Raw genomic sequence first — 20,651 nt, forward strand, 5'->3', positions numbered from 1 at the left:
CTACGTCTGCGGCCTGCGGCTACTCGTCCGCCGGGGCGGACGCCGCCGTCTTCTTGGCCACCGTCTTCTTGGCCACCGTCTTCTTGGCGGTCGTCTTCTTCGCGGCGGTCTTCTTCGCGGCAGCGGTCTTCGTCGCCGTCGCCTTCTTCGCCGGGGCCTTCTTCGCCGCCTTCTTGGCCGTCTTCTTCGCCGGGCCCTTCGCCCGCTTCTCCGCGAGCAGCTCGTAGCCCCGCTCCGGCGTGATCGTCTCGACGTCGTCGTCCCGCCGCAGCGTCGCGTTCGTCTCGCCGTCCGTCACGTACGGCCCGAAGCGGCCGTCCTTCACGACCACCGGCTTCTCGCTCACCGGGTCGGTCCCCAGCTCCTTCAGCGGCGGCTTGGCCGCCGCCCGGCCCCGCTGCTTCGGCTGCGCGTAGATCGCGAGCGCCTCGTCCAGCGTGATCGAGAAGAGCTGGTCCTCGGTCTCCAGCGACCGCGAGTCCGTGCCCTTCTTCAGGTACGGGCCGTAGCGGCCGTTCTGGGCCGTGATCTCCACGCCCTCCGCGTCCGCGCCCACCACCCGCGGCAGGGACATGAGCTTCAGCGCGTCATCCAGCGTGACCGTGTCCAGGGACATCGACTTGAAGAGGGAGGCCGTCCGCGGCTTCACCGCGTTCTTGCCCGTCTTCGGCGTGCCCTCGGGCAGGATCTCCGTCACGTACGGCCCGTAGCGGCCGTCCTTCGCGACGATCTGGTTCCCGCTCACCGGGTCGGCGCCCAGCGCGAACTCCCCGCTCGGCTTCGCGAACAGCTCCTCCGCGTACGCGACCGTCAGCTCGTCCGGAGCCATGTCGTCCGGTACGTCGGCCCGCTGGTGGCCCTCCGCGTCCTTCTCGCCCCGCTCCACGTACGGCCCGTAGCGGCCGACCCGCAGCACGATGCCCTCGCCCACCGGGAAGGAGGAGATCTCCCGGGCGTCGATCGCGCCCAGGTCCGTGACCAGCTCCTTCAGACCGCCGAGCGCGTCACCGTCGGCCGGCACGACCTCGGTCGCGTCCTCCGAGCCGAAGTAGAACCGCTTCAGCCACGGCACGGACTGCGCCTCGCCTCGCGCGATGCGGTCGAGGTCGTCCTCCATCTTCGCGGTGAAGTCGTAGTCCACCAGGCGCCCGAAGTGCGTCTCCAGCAGGTTGACGACGGCGAAGGACAGGAAGGACGGCACGAGCGCCGTGCCCTTCTTGAAGACGTAGCCGCGGTCGAGGATCGTGCCGATGATCGACGCGTACGTCGACGGGCGGCCGATCTCCCGCTCTTCCAGCTCCTTGACCAGCGAGGCCTCGGTGTAGCGGGCCGGCGGCTTGGTCGAGTGGCCGTCCGCCGTGATCTCCTCGGCGGCGAGCGCGTCGCCCTCCGCGACCTGCGGCAGCCGCTTCTCGCGGTCGTCGAGCTCGGCGTTCGGGTCGTCCGCGCCCTCGACGTACGCCTTCATGAAGCCGTGGAAGGTGATCGTCTTGCCGGACGCGGTGAACTCGGCGTCCCGCCCGTCCGAGGCCGTGCCACCGATCTTCACGGTCACCGAGTTGCCGACCGCGTCCTTCATCTGGGAGGCGACGGTCCGCTTCCAGATGAGCTCGTACAGGCGGAACTGGTCGCCGGTCAGACCCGTCTCGGCCGGGGTGCGGAAACGATCACCCGAAGGACGAATCGCCTCGTGCGCCTCCTGCGCGTTCTTGACCTTGCCCGCGTAGACGCGCGGCTTCTCCGGCAGGTAGTCGGCCCCGTAGAGCTGCGTGACCTGCGCCCGGGCGGCCGCCACCGCGGTGTCGGACAGCGTCGTGGAGTCCGTACGCATGTAGGTGATGAAGCCGTTCTCGTACAGCTTCTGCGCCACCTGCATCGTCGCCTTCGCGCCGAAGCCCAGCTTGCGCGAGGCCTCCTGCTGCAGCGTCGTCGTGCGGAACGGGGCGTACGGGGAGCGGCGGTACGGCTTGGACTCGACCGAGCGCACGGCGAACGAGGTGTCCGCCAGCGCGGCGGCGAGCGCCCGGGCGTTGGCCTCGTCGAGGTGCAGCACCTCGCTCTTGAGCTGCCCGTTCGCGCCGAAGTCGCGACCCTGCGCGATGCGCTTGCCGTCGACCGTGTTCAGGCGGGCGACCAGCGACGACGGATCGGACGGGTCGCCGGCGCGGCCGGTGGAGAAGGTTCCGGTGAGGTCCCAGTACTCGGCGGAGCGGAAGGCGATGCGCTCGCGCTCCCGCTCGACGACGAGGCGGGTGGCCACGGACTGGACGCGGCCGGCCGACAGCCGCGGCATGACCTTCTTCCACAGGACCGGCGAGACCTCGTAGCCGTAGAGGCGGTCGAGGATGCGGCGGGTCTCCTGGGCGTCGACCATGCGCTGGTTGAGCTCGCGCGGGTTGGCGACGGCGTCGCGGATCGCATCCTTGGTGATCTCGTGGAAGACCATCCGGTGGACGGGGACCTTGGGCTTGAGGACTTCCTGGAGGTGCCACGCGATGGCTTCGCCCTCGCGGTCCTCATCGGTGGCGAGGAAGAGTTCGTCGGAGTCCGCCAGCAGCTCCTTGAGCTTCCTGACCTGGGCCTTCTTGTCGGCGTTGACGACGTAGATCGGCTGGAAGTCGTGTTCGACGTCCACGCCGAGGCGGCGGACCTCGCCGGTGTACTTGTCGGGGACCTCTGCCGCGCCGTTCGGGAGGTCGCGGATGTGCCCGACGCTCGCCTCGACGACGTATCCCGGGCCGAGGTAGCCCTTGATCGTCTTCGCCTTGGCAGGGGACTCGACGATGACGAGTCGGCGGCCGCCCTTTGCGGTCTCGCTAGTCGGGGACAACTTGGCTCTTCTCTCCGGTCGGCACGGTCGGCACTCGGTCGCGGTACGACGACGCTGCGGAGTGTGACGGTACAACCCGCCCCCGTGTCAAACGGCACAAGCCCGCAACGGCCACTCGAACGGTAACCCGACAAGTGCCATTTCTGCCGCCCGGATGCCTCGGCGGGCCCTTCGCGATCACCGGGCCGAGTGGCCTGGGGGCCGTCTGGCCCCGCACCCGCACCCGCTCTCGGGCCGGTCTTCGGAACCCCTCCCGCGACCGCTCCGACCTCGGCGTTCCCGGCCGGATCCTCGGCGGATCCCGGCCGGATCCGGTCGGGTCGCGGCCCCCGCGTCAGAGCCGCGCGAGGCACCACACACCGAGGGCCAGCGACGTCGCGCCGGCGAGCAGGGCCAGCGGTACGGCCACGACGGGGCGCACGCCCTCAGCCACCGGCGCGCGGTGCAGGGCACGCGCCCCCGTCCAGGCCAGCAGAGCGGCCCCGAACAGCAGAAACACGGTCGCCGCGAAGATCCCCGGGCCGTCTTCCATGCAGCTCCCCTTTACCCCTGGGCCGCTCTCGGGATCCCCCCGGATCCCGCTGTGCATGACCCTGACAGCCCAGGGGGTACGGAGGGCGAACCCCGGGTTACATCTGGGTTCCGGCTACTGCGCGGGGCCCGCCACCGGCTCCAGGAAGCCCTGCTCGACCAGCATCCGGATGGCCTCCGGGGTGCGGTCCCGAAGAACGACCGGATCTTCCTGCACGAGCTGCGCGATCGCGTCCAGGATCCGGCCCGCGGTCAGTGAGCCGTCACACACTCCGGCGAAGCCCGCCCCGACCGTGTCGACCTTGGTGGCGCGCCGCATCCCGCGGTGCTGCCGGAGCACCACGTGCTCCGGGTCCTCCGCGCCGGGCGCGCCGACCTGCTCCTGTACGACTTCCTCGGTGAGGGCGAAGTACCCCTCCAGCAGGGCCGCGTCATCGTGGTCCCGCAGGTAGTCCTGGCGGGCGAAGTGGGCCAGGACGGTCTCGCCGAGCGGCTGCTCCACCGAGTGCGGCCACTCCTCGATCACGATCGAGGGCTCGGCCGCGTCCGACCGGCGCAGCGTGATCCAGCCGAAGCCGACGGACTTGGTCTTGCGGGCCTCGAACTCGTCCAGCCAGTCCTCGTAGCGGCTCGCGTACTCGGCCGGGTCGGTCCGGTGGTCGCCCGCGTCGCGCAGCCACAGCTCCGCGTACTGCGTCACGTCCTGTACGTCACGCTGCACGATCCACGCGTCGCACCCGCGCGGCACCCACGAGCGGACCCGGTCGTGCCAGTCCTCGCCCTCCACGTGCTGCCAGTTGCCGAGGAACTGCGCGTACCCGCCCGGGTTGAGCCGCGCGCCGGCCTGCTGGACCAGGGTCCGGCACAGGTCGTCGCCGCCCATCCCGCCGTCCCGGTACGTCAGCCGGGCGCCGGGAGAGATCACGAAGGGCGGGTTCGACACGATGAGGTCGTACGTGGCCTCGCCGACCGGTTCGAAGAGCGACCCGGCGAGCAGCTCGGCCTCCGGGGCGCCGGACAGCGCCAGCGTCAGACGGGTGAACTCCAGGGCGCGGGGGTTGACGTCGGTGGCCGTGACCCGGGTGGCGTGCTGGGCGGCGTGCAGCGCCTGGATGCCCGATCCGGTGCCGACGTCGAGGGCCGAGCCGACCGGGGTGCGCACGGTGATCCCGGCCAGGGTGGTGGATGCGCCGCCGACGCCGAGGACCACGCCCTCCTCGCGGCTGCCGATCCCGCCGGCCCCGCCGACGGAGCAGCCGAGGTCGGAGACGATGAACCAGTCCTCGCCGTCGGGGCCGCCGTACGGGCGCACGTCGACGGTGGCGTGCACCTCGTCGCCCTCGCGCCGCAGCCAGCCGTCGGCCAGGGCCAGGTCCGCGGGGAACGCGGCCACGGCGTGCACGTGCGGCACGGGCTGCTGGAGCAGGAACAGCCGGACCAGGCAGGCGAGCGGGCCGTCGCCGCGCGTGGCGCGCAGGGCGGGGACCGTCTCGCTGCGGGCCAGAGCGGCGTAGGCGGGGGCGCCGAGCAGCTCGAGCAGCCCGTCGGCGGTGAAGCCGTTGGCGAGGAACGCGGCACGGAGCTCGGCGGCGTGGTCGGACGTGGGGAGGCTGGTGGTACTCACCCGACCATTGTGTCCGCTGGCGCCCGTCTTGCCGATCAGCCGGGGCCCGGCTGATCGGGGCGGCGCAGCTCGGGGCGGGCGGGGCGGGACGTGCGACGGGGCGGCCGCGGCCCGTTGCGAGGGCCCCGGCCGCCCCGGTCGGTCTCGGGTCGGCGCGCCGAGGCTACTTGGGCGACGGCGAGGGCGCCGCCACCTGACAGCCCTTCTGGCTGTTCATCGCCTTGTCCAGACCGCCTGCGTTGAGCTCGGCGAGGGCGTCCTTGCCGCCCTTGGCCGCGTCCTGCAGGCCGCCGGCCACCTCCTTGAGGCCCTCGGCGAACTTCGTCTGGTCCTTGGCGTCCAGGGCGTCCATCTTGGTCTTCAGGTCGGCGTAGCCCTTCGAGGTCTCCTCGAAGCCCTTGACCGCCTTGTCCAGGGTGCTCTGGCCCTCCTTGACCGGCGGAACCCCCGCCCCCTGCAGGGCGGTCCCCATCGCCTTGTACGACTCGGACATGGTCCCGAACGCCGCCGAGTCGGTCTTCTGGACCTCGTCCGGCTTGCTGCTCTCCGTCGCCACGCGCTTGATGTCGGCGTTGGCCGCCTCGATCTTCTTGAGTTCGGGCTGCCACTGGTCGCAGACCTTCTTGGCCCAGTCGTTGGCCTTCTTGTCGCTGTCGTCCCCACCGCAACCGGACAGGACGAGCATCAGTACCGCACCGCCCGACAACGCGGCCGCAAGCTTCTTGTTCACCGGATTGGTCCCTTCGAAGGCTCTCGGCCCGGAAGATACACGGCTGCCATCCGGCCACGCACAAAGGCGGACAGACGGCGCGTCAGTCCGCGCCGCCTGTCCGCCGTTCGGGCGCACGGCCGGCCCTGCCCGGCTCCGCCCGTACCGCGGTCGTGCCTCGGGTCAGGAGACCGTCGCCGGGTCGGCCTGCTGGGCCACCCGCTCGGCGGCTCCGCCCTGGGCCTCGTCGCCCACCGCGATGCCGCGGCGCTTGGAGACGTACACCGCGCCGACGATGATGACGATCGCCAGGACCGCCACGATCGCCCGTACGGTGGCGCTGGTGTCCGCGCCGTAGCTGAACTGCACGACGGCCGGGGCGATCAGCAGCGCCACCAGGTTCATCACCTTGAGCAGCGGGTTGATCGCCGGACCGGCGGTGTCCTTGAACGGGTCGCCGACCGTGTCGCCGATGACGGTCGCGGCGTGGGCCTCGCTGCCCTTGCCGCCGTGGTGGCCGTCCTCGACGAGCTTCTTCGCGTTGTCCCACGCGCCACCGGAGTTGGCGAGGAAGACGGCCATCAGCGTGCCCGTGCCGATGGCCCCGGCGAGGAAGGAGCCGAGCGCGCCGACGCCGAGGGAGAAGCCCACGGCGATCGGGGTGAGGACGGCGAGCAGGCCGGGCGTGGCGAGCTCGCGCAGCGCGTCCTTGGTGCAGATGTCCACGACGCGCCCGTACTCGGGCTTCTCGCTGTAGTCCATGATCCCGGGGTGCTCGCGGAACTGGCGGCGCACCTCGTAGACCACGGCGCCCGCGGAGCGGGAGACCGCGTTGATGGCCAGGCCCGAGAACAGGTAGACGACGGCCGCGCCCAGGACCAGCCCGACCAGGTTGTTGGGCTGCGCGATGTCCAGGCTGAGGTTCATCTCCCCGGCCTTGGCACCGACGTCCTTGATCGCGCCCGCGATCGCGTCGTTGTACGAGCCGAACAGCGCGGCCGCGGCGAGCACGGCCGTGGCGATGGCGATCCCCTTGGTGATGGCCTTGGTGGTGTTGCCCACGGCGTCCAGGTCGGTCAGGACCTGCGCGCCGGCGCCCTCGACGTCGCCGGACATCTCGGCGATGCCCTGGGCGTTGTCGGAGACGGGCCCGAAGGTGTCCATGGCGACGATGACGCCGACGGTGGTGAGCAGGCCGGTGCCCGCCAGGGCCACCGCGAAGAGCGCGAGCATGATCGACGTGCCGCCGAGCAGGAACGCCCCGTAGACACCGAGGCCGATGAGCAGCGCCGTGTAGACGGCGGACTCCAGGCCCACGGAGATCCCGGCGAGGATGACGGTGGCCGCGCCGGTCAGGGAGGACTTGCCGATGTCCCGGACGGGACGGCGGTTGGTCTCGGTGAAGTAGCCGGTGAGCTGCTGGATCAGCGCCGCGAGCACGATGCCGATGGCGACGGCGACGACGGCCAGGACGCGCGGGTCGCCGGTGTGGTTGGTGATCGCGGCGTTCTCGACGCCGACGAGCTCCTTGTAGCTGCCCGGCAGGTAGGCGTAGACGGCGATCGCGACGAGCACCAGGGAGATCACGGCGGAGATGAAGAAGCCGCGGTTGATGGCGGTCATGCCGCTGCGGTCGCTGCGGCGCGGGGAGACCGCGAAGATGCCGATCATCGCGGTGATCACGCCGATGGCGGGCACGATCAGCGGGAAGGCGAGGCCCAGGTCGCCGAAGGCGGCCTTGCCGAGGATGAGCGCGGCCACCAGGGTGACGGCGTAGGACTCGAAGAGGTCGGCGGCCATTCCGGCGCAGTCTCCGACGTTGTCGCCCACGTTGTCGGCGATGGTCGCGGCATTGCGCGGGTCGTCCTCCGGAATGCCCTGCTCGACCTTGCCGACCAGGTCGGCGCCGACGTCGGCGGCCTTGGTGAAGATGCCGCCGCCCACGCGCATGAACATCGCGATCAGCGCGGCGCCGAGACCGAAGCCCTCCAGGACCTTGGGGGCGTCGGCGGCGTAGACCAGGACGACGCAGGAGGCGCCGAGCAGGCCGAGGCCGACGGTGAACATGCCGACCACGCCGCCCGTGCGGAAGGCGATCCGCATCGCCTTGTGGGCGACCTCGGTCAGGTCCTTGGCGGGCTGGCCCTCGGCGGGGGTGGCCTCGCGCGCGGCGGCGGCGACGCGGACGTTGGCGCGGACCGCGAGGCGCATGCCGATGTAGCCGGTGGCCGCCGAGAAGAGGGCGCCCACGAGGAAGAAGGCGGACCGCCCCGCCCGCTGTGACCAGGTGTCGGCGGGGAGCAGGAAGAGCAGGAAGAAGACCACGACGGCGAAGATGCCGAGGGTGCGCAGCTGCCGGCCGAGGTAGGCGTTGGCGCCTTCCTGGACGGCCGCGGCGATCTTCTTCATGCTGTCGGTCCCCTCGTCGGCGGCGAGGACCTGGCGGACCAGGATCTGCGCGACGAGGAGGGCGGCCAATGCGACGGCCGCGATGACGATCACGATAAGGCGATTGTCATCGGTGAGTACTGCGGCTGCCAGATCGGTGGTGGCATCCGGCGCGATAGGGGTGAAGAGCCCCGTCATTCGTCCTCCTTGACGTGATGAGCTCAAGATGTGGACGGATTGTAGGGAGCGCGCCCTGATCAAAACAGTGCGCAGGAAACGGAATTGGCGTGCTCTTGCTCCTCAGCAATAGATCGCGTCACTCCATTACCCTCGAAAGTGCTAATGGTTCAAAGGCATTGACGGCCCATCGATGATCTAGGAAATGCGTTCAGGCATGAAAAAGGCCCTGCTCAGCAGGGCCTTGATAAAGATCGGAAGATACGACGGAATGCGGGGCTCAGTGGATCTACGGAAGATCGGAGCTCCCCGACACGGGCCAGCTCATCCGGATGGTCCCGCCCGATTCCCCACTGGTCACCTCGACGTCGTCGACGAGCCCGCTGATCACGGCGAGGCCCATCTCGTCCTCGCCCTCGTTGTCCGGGTCCAGGACGGCGTCGATCCCGGACACGGCGTCGCCCGGGCCGCCGGCCGGTCCGGGAACCTCGTCGCCGACCTCGATGGAGAACACCTTCTCCTCCTCGGTCAGCACGACCCGGACGGGCGCGGTCAGCCCGTTGCTGAGGTGCAGCCCGACGGCGCGCGAACAGGCCTCGCCCACGGCGAGGCGGACCTCGTCGAGCACGGCTTCGTCCACGCCGGCCCGCCGCGCCACGGCGGCCGCGACCAGGCGGGCCGTCCGGACGTGCTCGGGCTGAGCGCTGAAGCGCAGTTCAACGGTGGCCATGCGCGTCCCCCTCGGACTACGGGCGTGCCTTGACAGGGTCCCGGGCCAACCGTGGCCCGGTACCCCCGCTCTCCTCGTCGGCTCCCTGCTCCAGGGAGCCGTCAGTCGGTGGCGTTGACGGCGTCTTCCACGGTGGTGTGGATCGGGAACACCTTGGTCAGACCGGTGATGCGGAAGATCTTCAGGATGCGCTCCTGGTTGCACACCGGACGCAGCGAACCCTCGTGCGCGCGGACGCGCTTGAGGCCTCCCACGAGCACACCAAGTCCGGTGGAGTCGAGGAAGTCCACTCGCTCCATGTCGACAACCAGGTGGTAGCTGCCGTCGTTCACCAACTCGACCAACTGCTCGCGCAGCTTGGGCGCGGTATACACATCAATCTCGCCACCGACCTCCACGACCGTACGGTCGCCGACAGTGCGAGTCGACAGGGACAGGTCCACGGATCCTCCAGCACCTTGCTATCGAGCGGCGCCCCCCAGGGGCCTCCCCACCCGAAGGTAGGTGAGGGATTGGCTGCCGCGATGGCATTCAATCACTTACCGGCAGGCGCGCACGACGCCTTCGGACCATTGTCCCGCACGCCGGTGACACACTCGGTTCCAATGGCCAATACTCACCGTCCCGGTCGGCACACGCCACCCGCGGACTCCCGACCCACCCCCGGCACGGTCCTGGACCGGCTGTCACGGGGGCCTTCCCGAGCTGCGCGCATCACTCATACGGAGCACTTGCCCCCTCGGGAGGGCCGTCATGCAGTCTGGCCCGACCGCATCCGAACGGATGTCGTAGCCGCCATTCAGGCCGCCGGGATCGGCCATCCGTGGGAACACCAGGCCGCAGCCGCCGAGCACGCCCTGGACGGGGAGTCCGTGGTCGTCGCCACCGGAACCGCCTCGGGCAAGTCCCTGGCCTACCTCGCGCCCGTGCTCTCCGCCCTCGCGGACGGTGCGCAGGCCCCGAACGGTCGGGGTACCACCGCCCTCTACCTGGCCCCCACCAAGGCCCTGGCGGCCGACCAGCGGCGCGCCGTACGGGAACTGGCCGCCCCGCTCGGCAACGCGGTCCGCCCGGCCGTCTACGACGGCGACACGCCCGTCGAGGAACGCGAATGGGTGCGCCAGTACGCCAACTACGTCCTCACCAACCCCGACATGCTGCACCGCGGCATCCTCCCGGCCCACCCGCGCTGGGCCTCCTTCCTGCGGGCCCTGCGCTACGTCGTGATCGACGAGTGCCACACCTACCGCGGGGTATTCGGCTCCCACGTGGCCCAGGTACTGCGCCGGCTGCGGAGGCTCTGCGCCCGCTACGGCTCCGATCCGGTCTTCCTGCTGGCCTCCGCCACCGCCAGCGACCCGGCTGCGGCCGCCTCCCGGCTCACCGGGGTCCCGGTGATCGAGATCACCGACGACGCCTCCCCGCGCGGCGAGGTGGTCTTCGCCCTCTGGGAGCCGCCGCTCCTCACCGATCTGCGGGGCGAGAAGGGCGCGCCGGTACGCCGTACGGCCACGGCCGAGACCGCCGACCTGCTGACCGACCTAGTCGTCCAGGGCGTCCGTACGGTCGCCTTCGTCCGCTCCCGGCGCGGCGCCGAGCTGATCTCGGTGATCGCCCAGGAGCGGCTGGCGGAGGTGGACCGCTCCCTGCCCCGGCGGGTCGCCGCCTACCGCGGCGGCTACCTGCCCGAGGAGCGCCGGGCCCTGGAGCGGGCCCTGCACTCCGGCGAGCTGCTGGGCCTGGCCGCCACGACCGCCCTGGAGCTGGGCGTGGACGTAGCGGGCCTGGACGCCGTCCTGATCACGGGCTACCCGGGCACCCGGGCCTCCCTGTGGCAGCAGGCGGGCCGGGCCGGGCGCTCGGGCCAGGGCGCCCTGGCCGTGCTGATCGCCCGCGACGACCCGCTGGACACCTACCTCGTCCACCACCCCGAGGCGCTGTTCCGCCGACCGGTGGAGGCCACCGTCCTGGATCCCGACAACCCGTACGTCCTCGCCCCCCACCTGTGCGCGGCGGCGGCCGAGCTGCCCCTGACCGACGCCGACCTGGAGCTCTTCGGCCCGGCCACCGACGACCTCCTCCCCCAGCTCGAAGCGGCGAAGCTGCTGCGCCGCCGTGCGACGGCCTGGCACTGGACCCGCCGGGAACGGGCCTCGGACCTGACCGACATCCGGGGCGGCGGCGGCCGCCCCGTGCAGATCGTGGAGGCCTCCACCGGCCGGCTGCTGGGCACGGTCGACGAATCGGCCGCCCACACCGCCGTCCACGACGGGGCCGTCCACCTCCACCAGGGCCGCACCTACCTCGTGAAGCACCTGGACCTGGAGGACGCGGCGGCCCTCGTCGAGGAGGCGGACCCGCCCTTCTCCACCACCGCGCGCGACACCACCTCCATCTCCATCCTCGAAACCGACACCGAGATCCCCTGGGGCGCGGCCCGGCTCTGCTACGGGTCGGTCGAGGTCACCAACCAGGTCGTCTCCTACCTGCGCCGCAAGCTGATCACCGGCGAGGTCCTGGGCGAGGCCAAGCTGGACCTGCCGCCCCGCACCCTGCGCACCCGGGCCGTGTGGTGGACGGTCACCGAGGACCAGCTCGACGAGGCCCGGATCAACCCGGAGATCCTCGGCGGCGCGCTACACGCCGCCGAGCACGCCTCCATCGGCCTGCTCCCGCTCTTCGCCACCTGCGACCGCTGGGACATCGGCGGCGTCTCCGTGCCGCTGCATCCCGACACCCTCCTCCCCACGGTCTTCGTCTACGACGGCCACCCCGGCGGCGCCGGCTTCGCCGAACGGGCCTTCCACACGGCCCGCGCCTGGCTGACCGCGACCCGCGACGCGATCGCGGCCTGCGAGTGCGAGGCCGGCTGCCCCTCCTGCATCCAGTCCCCCAAATGCGGCAACGGCAACGACCCCCTCCACAAACGCGGCGCCATCCGCCTCCTCACCCGCCTCCTCTCCGAACCCCCGCAGCCCTCACCCGCGTAGCGGGCCCGGTGGACGCGGCGAGCCCGGTGGTGGGACCGGTGGGCCCGTCGGTGGGACCGGTGAGCCCGTCGGTGGGACCGGTGGGACCACCGCTTCCGCGGGCGGGCCCGCGCGGGCCCGGATCCCGGGGGTGAACGGGCCCGTCGCGGGATGGGCCGTGACCTCGGCGACCTCCCCCTCGACCCGGCACGCGGCCAGCGCCGCGCCCTGCGCCCGTGCCACGCGCCGGGCCGTGGCGCAGGCCGCCTCGGGGCCGTGGGCCCAGCTCGCCGCCGCCGCGAGGGCCGCCAGGTCCGCGGCCGCCGCCGCCCGGTGACGGGCCACGACGGCCTGGCCGAGCAGCAGCACACCGCCGAACACCGCCCCCAGCACGGTGGCCACCAGCGCGGCCCACACGGTGGCCGAGCCCCGGTCCCGGCTCACGGCGGCGGCCCCACGCTGTCCTCCGCCAGGGCCACCGCCTGCGCCCCCAGCCGCACCGGCAGCAGCCCCGGCCCGGGCGCCGGGGCCGCCACCCGGACCCGCCAGAGGTCCCCGGCCCGCTCCACCGCCACCTCGGCTCCCGAGGGGGCGGCCGCCCGGGCCGCCGCCACCGCGACCTCCGCCGGCTCCGACCGGGACGCCGCCCGGGCACCGGCCCGGGCCGCGTCCACACACCGGATCTGCGCGGCCGCCGCCATCAGCGCCCACACCAGCAGGGCCGCGAACAGCACCAGCGCCGGAATCACCAGGGCGGCCTCAGCCGTCACATATCCCCGATCTCGCCGGTCCCCGATTCCCCAGGACCGCCCGGCCCTTTCCTCAGAACGGCACATCGAGCGCCTTCCCGATGGTCGACTGAAGGGCCGTGGCGACCACTTCGCTCGTCACCACCTTGTACAGAACGGCCGCGAATGCACAGGCCGCGATCGTGCCCATGGCGTATTCCGAGGTGGACATCCCCCTATCGCTCCCGCGGGCACCCAGTGCCGCCCGTACCCGAAACCAGATGATCCTCATGGCAACCTCCTGTTGATTTCCCTCGCGACGTGCTCTGCAGAAATGACGTGTTGATGCGTGTGGTTGATGTGACTTCAGGTGTTCGAGAGGAGACCGGAGGCCATACCGATCACCACCGGGGCGACTCCGATCGCGAGAAATGCGGGGAGGAAACACAGCCCCACCGGAGCGGTGACGAGGACCGCCGCCCGCCCGGCCCTTGCGCCCGCCTGCCGGGTGCGCTCCTCCCGCAGGGCCGTCGCGATACGGGAGACCGGTTCCGCCGCGGGCGCCCCGGTCCGGGCGGCCCGCTCCAGGCATTCCGCGAGCGTCCGGGCACCCGGTATCTCGGCCAACCTCCCCCACGCGACTCCCGGTTCGCCGCCGAGCCGCAGCTCCGCCCCGGCCCGCGCCAGCCGCTCGCCCACCGGGCCGCCCAGCGACTCCCCCACCACCTCCGCGGCCTCCACCGGGCCCGCCCCGGCGGCCAGGCAGGCCGCCAACAGGTCGGCGGCGAAGGGCAGCTGACGCTCCGCCTCCTTCGGGTCCACCCCGGTCGGCGGCCGCACCCGCAGCCGCCACCGCCGGACCGCGAACGCCGCGAGGCCTCCGACGGCCACACCGGCCACTCCGCCGACGAGCACCCAGCCCGCCAGCAGCGCCCCGGCCGGCCCCGCCCAGGCCGCCACCGCGCCGCGCACCCGGGAGCCCGGCGCCGGATCCCGCAGGCCCGGTTTCACCCCCAGCAGCACCGCGAACCGGCGCCGGGCCGCCCGCGCCCGGAACCGCGCCACGACCGCCGACCCCACGCACAGCGCCGCCACCGCCAGGCACAGCGCCATCCCCAGCCTGTGGACATCGAAGCCCCGGAAATCCGAGCCCCCGTAGCCGCCCATCACCGCTCCCCCGTCCGCACGATCCGCCGGCACCACGCCAGTCCCAGCGCCTCCAACACCCCGCCCGCGAGCAGGCAGCCCCACCCCATCGGGGTGTGCAGCAGCACGCGCAGCGGATCCGCCCCCAGCCCGGTGCCGATCAGCAGCCCCACCAGGGGCAGCAGGGCGAGCACCACCGCCGTGGACCGCGCTCCCGCCAGCTGGGCCCGCAGCGACTCCCGGCGGTCCCGCTCGGCCCGCAGGGCGCCCTCCAGCCGGTCCAGCCCCGCGGCCAGGCCCGCACCGCCGTCCACCGACACCCGCCAGCAGGCGGCCATCCCCGCCAGCCCCTCCGCGCCGGGCTCCCGCGCCGCCTGGCGCAGCGCCGCGGGCACATCCCCGCCGAACGCGGCGGCGGCCAGCACCCCCGCCTCCGCCGCGCCCGGACCGCCGGGGCCGGCGGCCGTCCGCCGTATCGCCGCCGTCAGGGCCTGACCCGGCTGGGCTCCCGCCCGCAGCTCCCCCACCGCCGCCCCGCACAGGGCCACCACCTCGGCGGCCCGCGCCACCCGGGCCCGCTCCCGCGCCCTGGTCCGCAGCCACCGCCGCACCAGCGGCACCGCGGCGGCCCCCGCCAGCAGCGGGATCACCGACCCGCCCAGCAGGGCGACCACGAGACCGGCACCGAGGCAGGCCCACTCCCGCCACCGAGCCGCCCGCATCCGTACGACGGCCACCAGCCGGTCCGGCCGCACCCGCCCGCCCCGCGCCACCGACCCGCCCCCGGCCACCAGCACCCGGGCCCGCCGGGAGACCCGGTCGCCCCCGGCCAGCACCCAGGCGGCCGCCCCGGCGCACAGCACTCCGGCGAACACCGGCACCGGCAGCACCACCCCGGCGCTCACCGGGCACCTCGCAGCAACGGGCGCAGCCGCTCCCAGCCGCGCTCCCGCACGAAGCCCCGCGCGGCCCACCGCAGCGCCGGTACGGTGACCACCAGACCGGCGGTGTCCCGTTCCAGCACGTGCAGTTCGGCGACCCGGCGCCGCCCCTCCCGGTCCCGGACCAGGTGGACCACCAGGGTCAGCGCGGCAGCCAACTGGCTGTGCAGGGCGGCCCGGTCGAGCCCGGCGGCCGTCCCCAACGCCTCCAGGCGGGCCGGGACATGGGCGGCGGCATTCGCATGGACCGTGCCGCAGCCTCCCGGGTGCCCGGCCTAACCGTGCAAAGCGATTCGCAACGGTCCAGGTCTTCACTCACACCCTCGAAGGTCTGTATGAGCCAGAAGACCGTAGTCATCTACGACCGCCTGTCCCGCCTCTTCGCCGAGGAAGCACCCGACCACCGCATAGCCGCCTGTCGCGCCTACGCCGAACAGCGCGGGTGGAAGGTGGTCCACGTCGCCACGGACACCAACGTCAGTGGTGCCAGCAAGTTGGAAGACCGACCCGGAATGCGTGAGGTGCTGACCTGGCTCCCCCGCGCTGACTACGTGCTCGCCGCGAAGCTCGACCGGTACGCGCGCAGCGTCCGCGAGTTCTCACGCCTGGTGGAGGCCGCTGGGTCAACCAGGGCAACGGTCGTCACAGCAGACGGGATGATGTCTCCGGAGAACGGATCGTTCCTCGCCAACCTGCTTGCCGCGTTCGCTGAGTACGAGCGCGACATGATCACGGCCCGCATTCAGGCATCCAAGGAACACTTTCGTTCGCGCGGCAACCACCTTGGAGGACTCGCCCCGTACGGCTACGTGTCCACGGGCCCGGTCAATAACAAGCGTTGGGCCATCGACGAGACGGCCGCCGCCATCATCCGCGAGTGCGCCGACAAGATCATTCATCACGGCGCGTCCGTCGCGGGGCTTGCACGGGAACTCACCGCGCGCGGCATCCCCTCCCCGGCAGACCATGCCCGACAGCGCGACGGCCGCAAGGTACGCGGAACCAAGTGGCACACGACGACGCTACGGGATGTGCTCTACACCCCCGCTCTTCGCGGGTGGCTCGTACAGGCCAAGCCGGGGAGCAAGCGGGGAGCGCTGACCCACCAAGCCGTACTCGACGCGGAAGGGCGTCACGTCTCCGCCGGGCCCGCCATCCTCGACGCACAGACGTGGACCAACGTCCGCACGGTGCTCGACAGCAAGGCCAAGGGTCGGGGCGTGGACCGACCGAGCCGGGGCAAGGCTCTGCTCCTCCACATCGCGCGCTGTGCCGTGTGCAGCGGACCCATGTACAAGCAGCGCCGTTCCGTCAACGGGAAGGACTACAGCACCTACGTATGCCCGAAGGGCGTCGGCAAGGCAGGCATCCATCGGCCGAACGTCGTTCTCGCGTCAGCCGTGGACGAGCTTGTCACTCGCCGCTACCTGACCGTGTTCGGTGGTTCCTACCTCAAGCGTTGGGCCGAGCCGGACGGCAGCGCTGTGCTTCAGCTCTCCGAGGTTCGGACGCAGATTGACCGCTTGGCAGGAAGCCTTGCCCAGTTGGACCCGAGCGGCCGAGCGGGTCAGCTCGTGATTCATCAGATCACCGCCCTTGAACAGCGCGAGATCGAGTTGCGTAAGGAAGCCGACCACGCCGAGGGGCGATGGGTGGACGCAGGGGGCCCGGTCTCCGCCGAGTGGGAGCGGCGCGACGACGAGGGGCGGCGGGCGCTGCTCGCGGACATGGGAACCCATGCCGAGATCCAACCGGCCACGCCCGGCGCACCGAAGCGGTTCGACGCATCGCGGGTGGCCGTGCGCTTCGACGGTCCCGCGTGGGTCAGGGAAACCGACCCGGCTACCGCTGCACTGGCCGCCATAGCGATGGATGAGGCGGAAGCGTAAGACGGCAGCGCACACGGGCCCCGTTCCTGAATCACCAGGGAGCGGGGCCCTTTGCTGTCTCCACAGGAGGTCACGCAGCAGCTCTTAACCCAGACCCTCTCTAGTACATAGAAGCCCAGTCGGCTCCGACCGGTTTTTCTTGCCTGTGTTTCACCAGATACGCCGCACGCCTACGACGGGTTACACCAGATACGCCGACGAAGACAAACCGCAGATACCCACATACGCCGGATACGCGGACCCCACCAAGCGGGTTGCACCGGATACACGGAGACAGGATTCATGGAAATATCCAGGTTCACCGAATTGCTCACGGCCCTACGTGAAGCCGAGATGGAAGGAAGTTTCGGGCTTAGCCCTGACAGCAAGCACACCCCAACCAGGGCGCTCTATGTCGTACATCACCACGTCACATCCGCCCTGCAAATCGTGGAATCCGTGCTCACGGGCCAGGAATGCGCGCTGCCTGGCTGCCGGAACCCCATTGAGTACAAGGGCACCGGCCGCCCTGCCGAGTACTGCGGGCGAAGCTGCCGGGACCGGGACGCCTACCGAAAGAAGCGGGAAGAGGCACAGCGGGGCGAGGCTTGATTTTCTCCCTTTGTGTTGAGTGTTGATTCTCGACATAGAAATAGGTCACCTCATGGAAACTCCAATGGGGACCGAAACTCTCCCTCAAGAACAGCACTCGACACACGTCCGAGTATTCGAATGCACCACCCCCCAGCCGGCTGGAATCTGGGGGTTTTCTCATTTGGGGGTTTCTCTTGTCCTTCTTCGGTGCCCACGATTGGGCTGCCGCCGCCTCGCTGCTAGGCATCGAATATGACCCGTCGGCCACGTCGGCCCGTGCCGCTATCGAGGAATCCGGGTTTATCGTCCGGGACCTGACCGAAGAGGCCGAGGCCGAGTTGCGTCGTGCGCGGGGTCGTGAGGCCGACATCCCGCAGCCGTTCCCCGAGGTCGCTGTAAGGGCCGTAGAGGCTCGTTCGCTGCGTGACGCGATGGATGACCCTTGGCGGCCCCTGTGGGAGCTTCACACGGGCGCTGAACGGCTTCTCAGGCTCGCCGTCCGGCAGCGCTCCCAGACCCTCGCCGTAACCAAGTCCTGGGCGACGGCCGCCGGTTGGGTGGAGATGAGCCACGGACAGAAGCGCTTTGCGGGCAACTGCCTTGAGTGCGCAAGGGAGTTCAGCGTGACTCGCCCCGCTGCCTCGTCTCGCCGCTGGCCGCAGATATGCGACGGCTGCAAGGTCGAGCGGGAGCGCGCCCGTAAGCGCGAGTGGGCACGACGCAACCGCGCCAAGGTCGCGTAGACGCCTACTTATGACTATGGGCCGGTGCTCGTTAACCGGTCCGCCTCCCCTTAGAAATAGCGCGGTTAGTTGGTGCGCCCCCTGGCGGTCATTGCTGCTGGGGGGCGTTTCATTTTGATTGGAATTCGCATGTCCTCTGACCTCAAGGCTGACGCACAGTTTGCCTTTCACCAGTACCAGACCGGCGCTGTTGCCGACCCGTACACCGTCCTGGACTCTCACCGCCTATTCGCGGTGGAGCTGCTGTGCGATGGGCTCGTGACCGCCGATGACGTACGCGAGTCGGTTCACGGCCTTATCGCTGTGCTCAACATCGTGACCGATTACCGCAAGTCTCACCCGACCAACACCGTCCTTTCTGAGGAGGTCTAACAAATGGCCAACATCTTTGCCGTTAGCAATGTCGTTGCCAAGAATGCCGCATCGCTACTCAAGGCCGAGCTAGTTCTAGGCCGTCTCGTGTTCCGTGACGCCGAGGCTGATTTCATCGGCGGGCGGGGTGACACGGTAAGTGTTCGTATTCCGCGCGTCCTACAGGCGTCCAAGTTCACCGGCTCCACCTCGGCTATCAGCACGCCGCTGAATGAGCAGACCGTCCCGGTCAAGCTGAACACTCACGCGATGCAGCCGCTAGAGCTGACCGCCAAGGATATGACGCTGAATGTCGAAAACTTTAGCGCGCAGGTCCTCGTGCCGCAGGTTGCCGGTGTGGCTGAGATGATCGAGGCGGAGATTGCCACCGTGATGCAGCCGGTTATTACCGGTGCCACGCTGACGATTGATCCGGCCAACCCTCGTGACGCCATTACCGAAGCGGGCGAAATTCTCGACACCCGCAAGGTTGGCGGGAAGTCGCGCGTCCTTGTGGTGAGCCCGAACGTTAAGCGCGCACTGCTGATGGACCCGAACCTTTCGAACGTTGATTCCGCCGGTTCGCCGTCCGCTCTCCGTGACGCGATTGTGGGCCGTCTCCATGGCTTCGACGTTTACATGTCGCCATTCATCACCAATGGCGCTGTCGCCATGACCCGTGAAGCATTCGCTGCCGCTATCAAGGCTCCTGCCAAGCCTGAGTCGGTTTCCGGGGCATCGGCAACTGATGACGATAACCAGGGCTACGCAATGACTTGGTTTGTTTCCTTCAACGGTGAGACCCGAACGGAAATGAGCGTCGTTGAGGCGTTCGTGGGCGCTACCGTCCTGGACACTAAGCGCGCGGTTGGCCTCAAGTTCGTTCCGGCTGCGTAAGGAGGGGTGATTGTGGCTGAGGTAGAGAATGCGCCGGAGACGCCACAGGAGCCCGCTACAAGCCTCATTGAGGCCCTGGAGGTGGAGTCGGCCCCCGAAGTCGATTCCACCCCGCAGGCGGGCACCGAAGGCCCCTCGCTGGATGAGCTGCGGGCGAACCTGGAGAGTGCCTCTACATCTCTCCGCACTTCCGAGGATCTACGACAGCAGCTCAATTCCCAGTTGGATGACGCCGAGACGCGGGTAAAGGCTGCCGAGGTTGCGCTAGAGCGTGAGCGGGTCGGCCGTCGTCATGGGCTGCCGGATGAGCTAATGGGATTCCTGCGCGGTGAATCCGCCGAGGAGCTAGAGGCCGAGGCAAAGATTCTCGCCAAGTATGCGGCCGTGGGCCGCTCGGGACTCGGAATTGGTGGCCTTGACCCGACCGATTCCAGCGACGGCGGGGCGGTCGGCCGGATTCTTCGCGCACAGCGGGAGTTCTAGTGAGTCGGCAGTCTGATTTCAACGCGACTGCACAGGCTTACCAATTGGCGCAGGTTGATATCTCCGAATCGCTTGTGGAGCGGGTCATGTCTTGGTGGCGTGGCCTGTCTCCACAGCGAGCGGCCGAGGGCTCATCCGCTGTGGTCCGTGAATATCAAGCGCTAGTGAGCCAGTCCCGCAGCCGGTCGTATGCCGAGGGCGTGAAGTATCACAATGCGGCCCGAGAGGCAGCGACCGGCAAACCTGCCCCTGAATCTGTATGGGATAGCCGGGACCTGGCCGCCGAGTCTGGCAAGGCCAAGGCGTCGTTTTACGTCCACACCGCGCCGCTCCGAAAGGAACTCCAGCGGGGGCGGTTGGATGACCCGGAATTCGTCAAGTCCCTTGACAAGGCGATGGAAAGCGCCGGACGGAACCTCGCTCTAGATGCTGGCCGACTCGCTGAATCGGGCGGCCGTGACGCGCTGGCCGAGGCCCGAGAGAATGACGCCGACGTGATCGGGTGGTATCGCAAGACGGATGCCGACCCCTGCGGGTTCTGCGCGATGATTGCCAGCCGAGGGACGGCCTACTCCGATTACATGGAGCCGGACCAATTCCACCCTGGTTGCCACTGCCAGACTCTCCCGCTGTTCCGGGGTGTCGAGATGCCCGCCGACGATGCTGCCAAGCGGGATGGATACCTGGCTCGCTGGAACGCGACGGACGGCAGCGGAGCCGACCAACTGAGAACCTTTCAGCGGGAGTTCAACGAGGAACGCAGGCAGCGAAGGGAGGCGGCGGGTAAGGATGCCATGGGAGACCAGTAACCGGCGCGAGCGCCTACCGGCCAATTGGCACAAGCTGCGCGCCCGAATAATTCGACGTGCCGGGGGTCGCTGTCAGGGCGTCCTCATGGACACCGGCCAGCGCTGCGGAGAAGCAGGCACGGACGTGGACCAC

General features: G+C 70.2%; 19 protein-coding genes and 1 pseudogene. 7 read left to right on the forward strand and 13 right to left on the reverse strand.

Translation table 11 applies throughout. The features are described 5' to 3' along the window. Positions 1–19 precede the first annotated feature (19 nt). The 7 genes from topA to bldG form a co-directional block, all read right to left on the reverse strand. Positions 20–2,830, reverse strand: a complete 2,811-nt coding sequence (topA, locus tag ACGFYU_RS08655) for a type I DNA topoisomerase (RefSeq protein WP_393826540.1) — start codon at positions 2,828–2,830, stop codon at positions 20–22. A gap of 334 nt (positions 2,831–3,164) precedes the next feature. Next, a complete protein-coding gene (locus tag ACGFYU_RS08660; RefSeq protein WP_393826541.1) occupies positions 3,165–3,362 on the reverse strand; it encodes a hypothetical protein in 198 nt (65 codons plus the stop codon). A 114-nt stretch (positions 3,363–3,476) separates the two neighbouring features. Then, positions 3,477–4,985, reverse strand: a complete 1,509-nt coding sequence (locus tag ACGFYU_RS08665) for a methyltransferase (protein WP_393826542.1) — start codon at positions 4,983–4,985, stop codon at positions 3,477–3,479. A 163-nt stretch (positions 4,986–5,148) separates the two neighbouring features. Next, positions 5,149–5,715, reverse strand: a complete 567-nt coding sequence (locus ACGFYU_RS08670) for a small secreted protein (RefSeq protein ID WP_393826543.1) — start codon at positions 5,713–5,715, stop codon at positions 5,149–5,151. Positions 5,716–5,877: 162 nt separating this feature from the next. Further along, positions 5,878–8,280, reverse strand: coding sequence for a sodium-translocating pyrophosphatase (locus ACGFYU_RS08675; RefSeq protein ID WP_393826544.1), 2,403 nt, complete (start codon positions 8,278–8,280; stop codon positions 5,878–5,880). Positions 8,281–8,548: 268 nt separating this feature from the next. Further along, on the reverse strand, positions 8,549–8,989 hold the full coding sequence (locus tag ACGFYU_RS08680; protein ID WP_393826545.1) for an ATP-binding protein: 441 nt from the start codon (positions 8,987–8,989) through the stop codon (positions 8,549–8,551). A gap of 101 nt (positions 8,990–9,090) precedes the next feature. Next, on the reverse strand, positions 9,091–9,432 hold the full coding sequence (bldG, locus tag ACGFYU_RS08685; RefSeq protein ID WP_393826546.1) for an anti-sigma factor antagonist BldG: 342 nt from the start codon (positions 9,430–9,432) through the stop codon (positions 9,091–9,093). An 81-nt stretch (positions 9,433–9,513) separates the two neighbouring features. Here bldG and ACGFYU_RS08690 point away from each other — a divergent pair, with 81 nt between their 5' ends. Continuing rightward, complete coding sequence (locus tag ACGFYU_RS08690) at positions 9,514–11,979, forward strand: DEAD/DEAH box helicase (RefSeq protein ID WP_393826547.1); 2,466 nt, start codon at positions 9,514–9,516, stop codon at positions 11,977–11,979. Here the strand turns inward: ACGFYU_RS08690 and ACGFYU_RS08695 are convergent. From ACGFYU_RS08695 to ACGFYU_RS08720, 6 genes and pseudogenes are all read right to left on the reverse strand, one after another. After that, positions 11,968–12,402 carry an Rv3654c family TadE-like protein gene (locus tag ACGFYU_RS08695; protein WP_393826548.1) on the reverse strand — a complete coding sequence of 145 codons (435 nt, stop codon included), beginning with the start codon at positions 12,400–12,402 and terminating at the stop codon, positions 11,968–11,970. The two genes, ACGFYU_RS08690 and ACGFYU_RS08695, sit on opposite strands and share 12 nt — an antisense overlap. Next, on the reverse strand, positions 12,399–12,794 hold the full coding sequence (locus ACGFYU_RS08700) for a TadE family type IV pilus minor pilin (protein ID WP_393826549.1): 396 nt from the start codon (positions 12,792–12,794) through the stop codon (positions 12,399–12,401). The genes ACGFYU_RS08695 and ACGFYU_RS08700 overlap by 4 nt, the downstream gene beginning before the upstream one ends. Continuing rightward, positions 12,781–12,978: a DUF4244 domain-containing protein gene (locus tag ACGFYU_RS08705; RefSeq protein ID WP_382637575.1), complete on the reverse strand. Its 198-nt coding sequence runs from the start codon at positions 12,976–12,978 to the stop codon at positions 12,781–12,783. Before ACGFYU_RS08705 ends, ACGFYU_RS08700 begins: the two co-directional genes overlap by 14 nt. A 74-nt stretch (positions 12,979–13,052) precedes the next feature. Then, positions 13,053–13,853, reverse strand: a complete 801-nt coding sequence (locus ACGFYU_RS08710; RefSeq protein ID WP_393826550.1) for a type II secretion system F family protein — start codon at positions 13,851–13,853, stop codon at positions 13,053–13,055. Then, a complete protein-coding gene (locus tag ACGFYU_RS08715; protein ID WP_393826551.1) occupies positions 13,853–14,737 on the reverse strand; it encodes a type II secretion system F family protein in 885 nt (294 codons plus the stop codon). The genes ACGFYU_RS08710 and ACGFYU_RS08715 overlap by 1 nt, the downstream gene beginning before the upstream one ends. Continuing rightward, positions 14,734–15,045: pseudogene (locus ACGFYU_RS08720) on the reverse strand (ATPase, T2SS/T4P/T4SS family); the annotation flags it as partial. The pseudogene ACGFYU_RS08720 and the gene ACGFYU_RS08715, both read right to left, overlap by 4 nt. Before the next feature lie 63 nt (positions 15,046–15,108). On the opposite strand from ACGFYU_RS08720, the gene ACGFYU_RS08725 reads away from it, so the two are divergent. The 6 genes from ACGFYU_RS08725 to ACGFYU_RS08750 all read left to right on the forward strand — a co-directional run bounded on the left by ACGFYU_RS08725 (position 15,109) and on the right by ACGFYU_RS08750 (position 20,518). Continuing rightward, positions 15,109–16,662, forward strand: coding sequence for a recombinase family protein (locus tag ACGFYU_RS08725; protein ID WP_393826552.1), 1,554 nt, complete (start codon positions 15,109–15,111; stop codon positions 16,660–16,662). A 767-nt stretch (positions 16,663–17,429) separates the two neighbouring features. After that, positions 17,430–17,978 (forward strand): hypothetical protein, encoded by a 549-nt coding sequence (locus ACGFYU_RS08730; RefSeq protein WP_393826553.1) that lies wholly within the window; start codon positions 17,430–17,432, stop codon positions 17,976–17,978. A 129-nt stretch (positions 17,979–18,107) separates the two neighbouring features. After that, on the forward strand, positions 18,108–18,350 hold the full coding sequence (locus ACGFYU_RS08735) for a hypothetical protein (RefSeq protein WP_393826554.1): 243 nt from the start codon (positions 18,108–18,110) through the stop codon (positions 18,348–18,350). 3 nt (positions 18,351–18,353) lie between these two features. After that, positions 18,354–19,226: a P22 phage major capsid protein family protein gene (locus ACGFYU_RS08740; RefSeq protein ID WP_393826555.1), complete on the forward strand. Its 873-nt coding sequence runs from the start codon at positions 18,354–18,356 to the stop codon at positions 19,224–19,226. 12 nt (positions 19,227–19,238) lie between these two features. Further along, a complete protein-coding gene (locus ACGFYU_RS08745; protein ID WP_393826556.1) occupies positions 19,239–19,709 on the forward strand; it encodes a hypothetical protein in 471 nt (156 codons plus the stop codon). A 164-nt stretch (positions 19,710–19,873) separates the two neighbouring features. Beyond that, positions 19,874–20,518 carry a hypothetical protein gene (locus ACGFYU_RS08750; protein ID WP_393826557.1) on the forward strand — a complete coding sequence of 215 codons (645 nt, stop codon included), beginning with the start codon at positions 19,874–19,876 and terminating at the stop codon, positions 20,516–20,518. Positions 20,519–20,651: the final 133 nt, after the last annotated feature.

Origin of the sequence: Streptomyces sp. NPDC048337 (assembly GCF_043201175.1) — a bacterium.
In the GTDB taxonomy this organism is placed as follows: Bacteria; Actinomycetota; Actinomycetes; order Streptomycetales; family Streptomycetaceae; genus Streptomyces.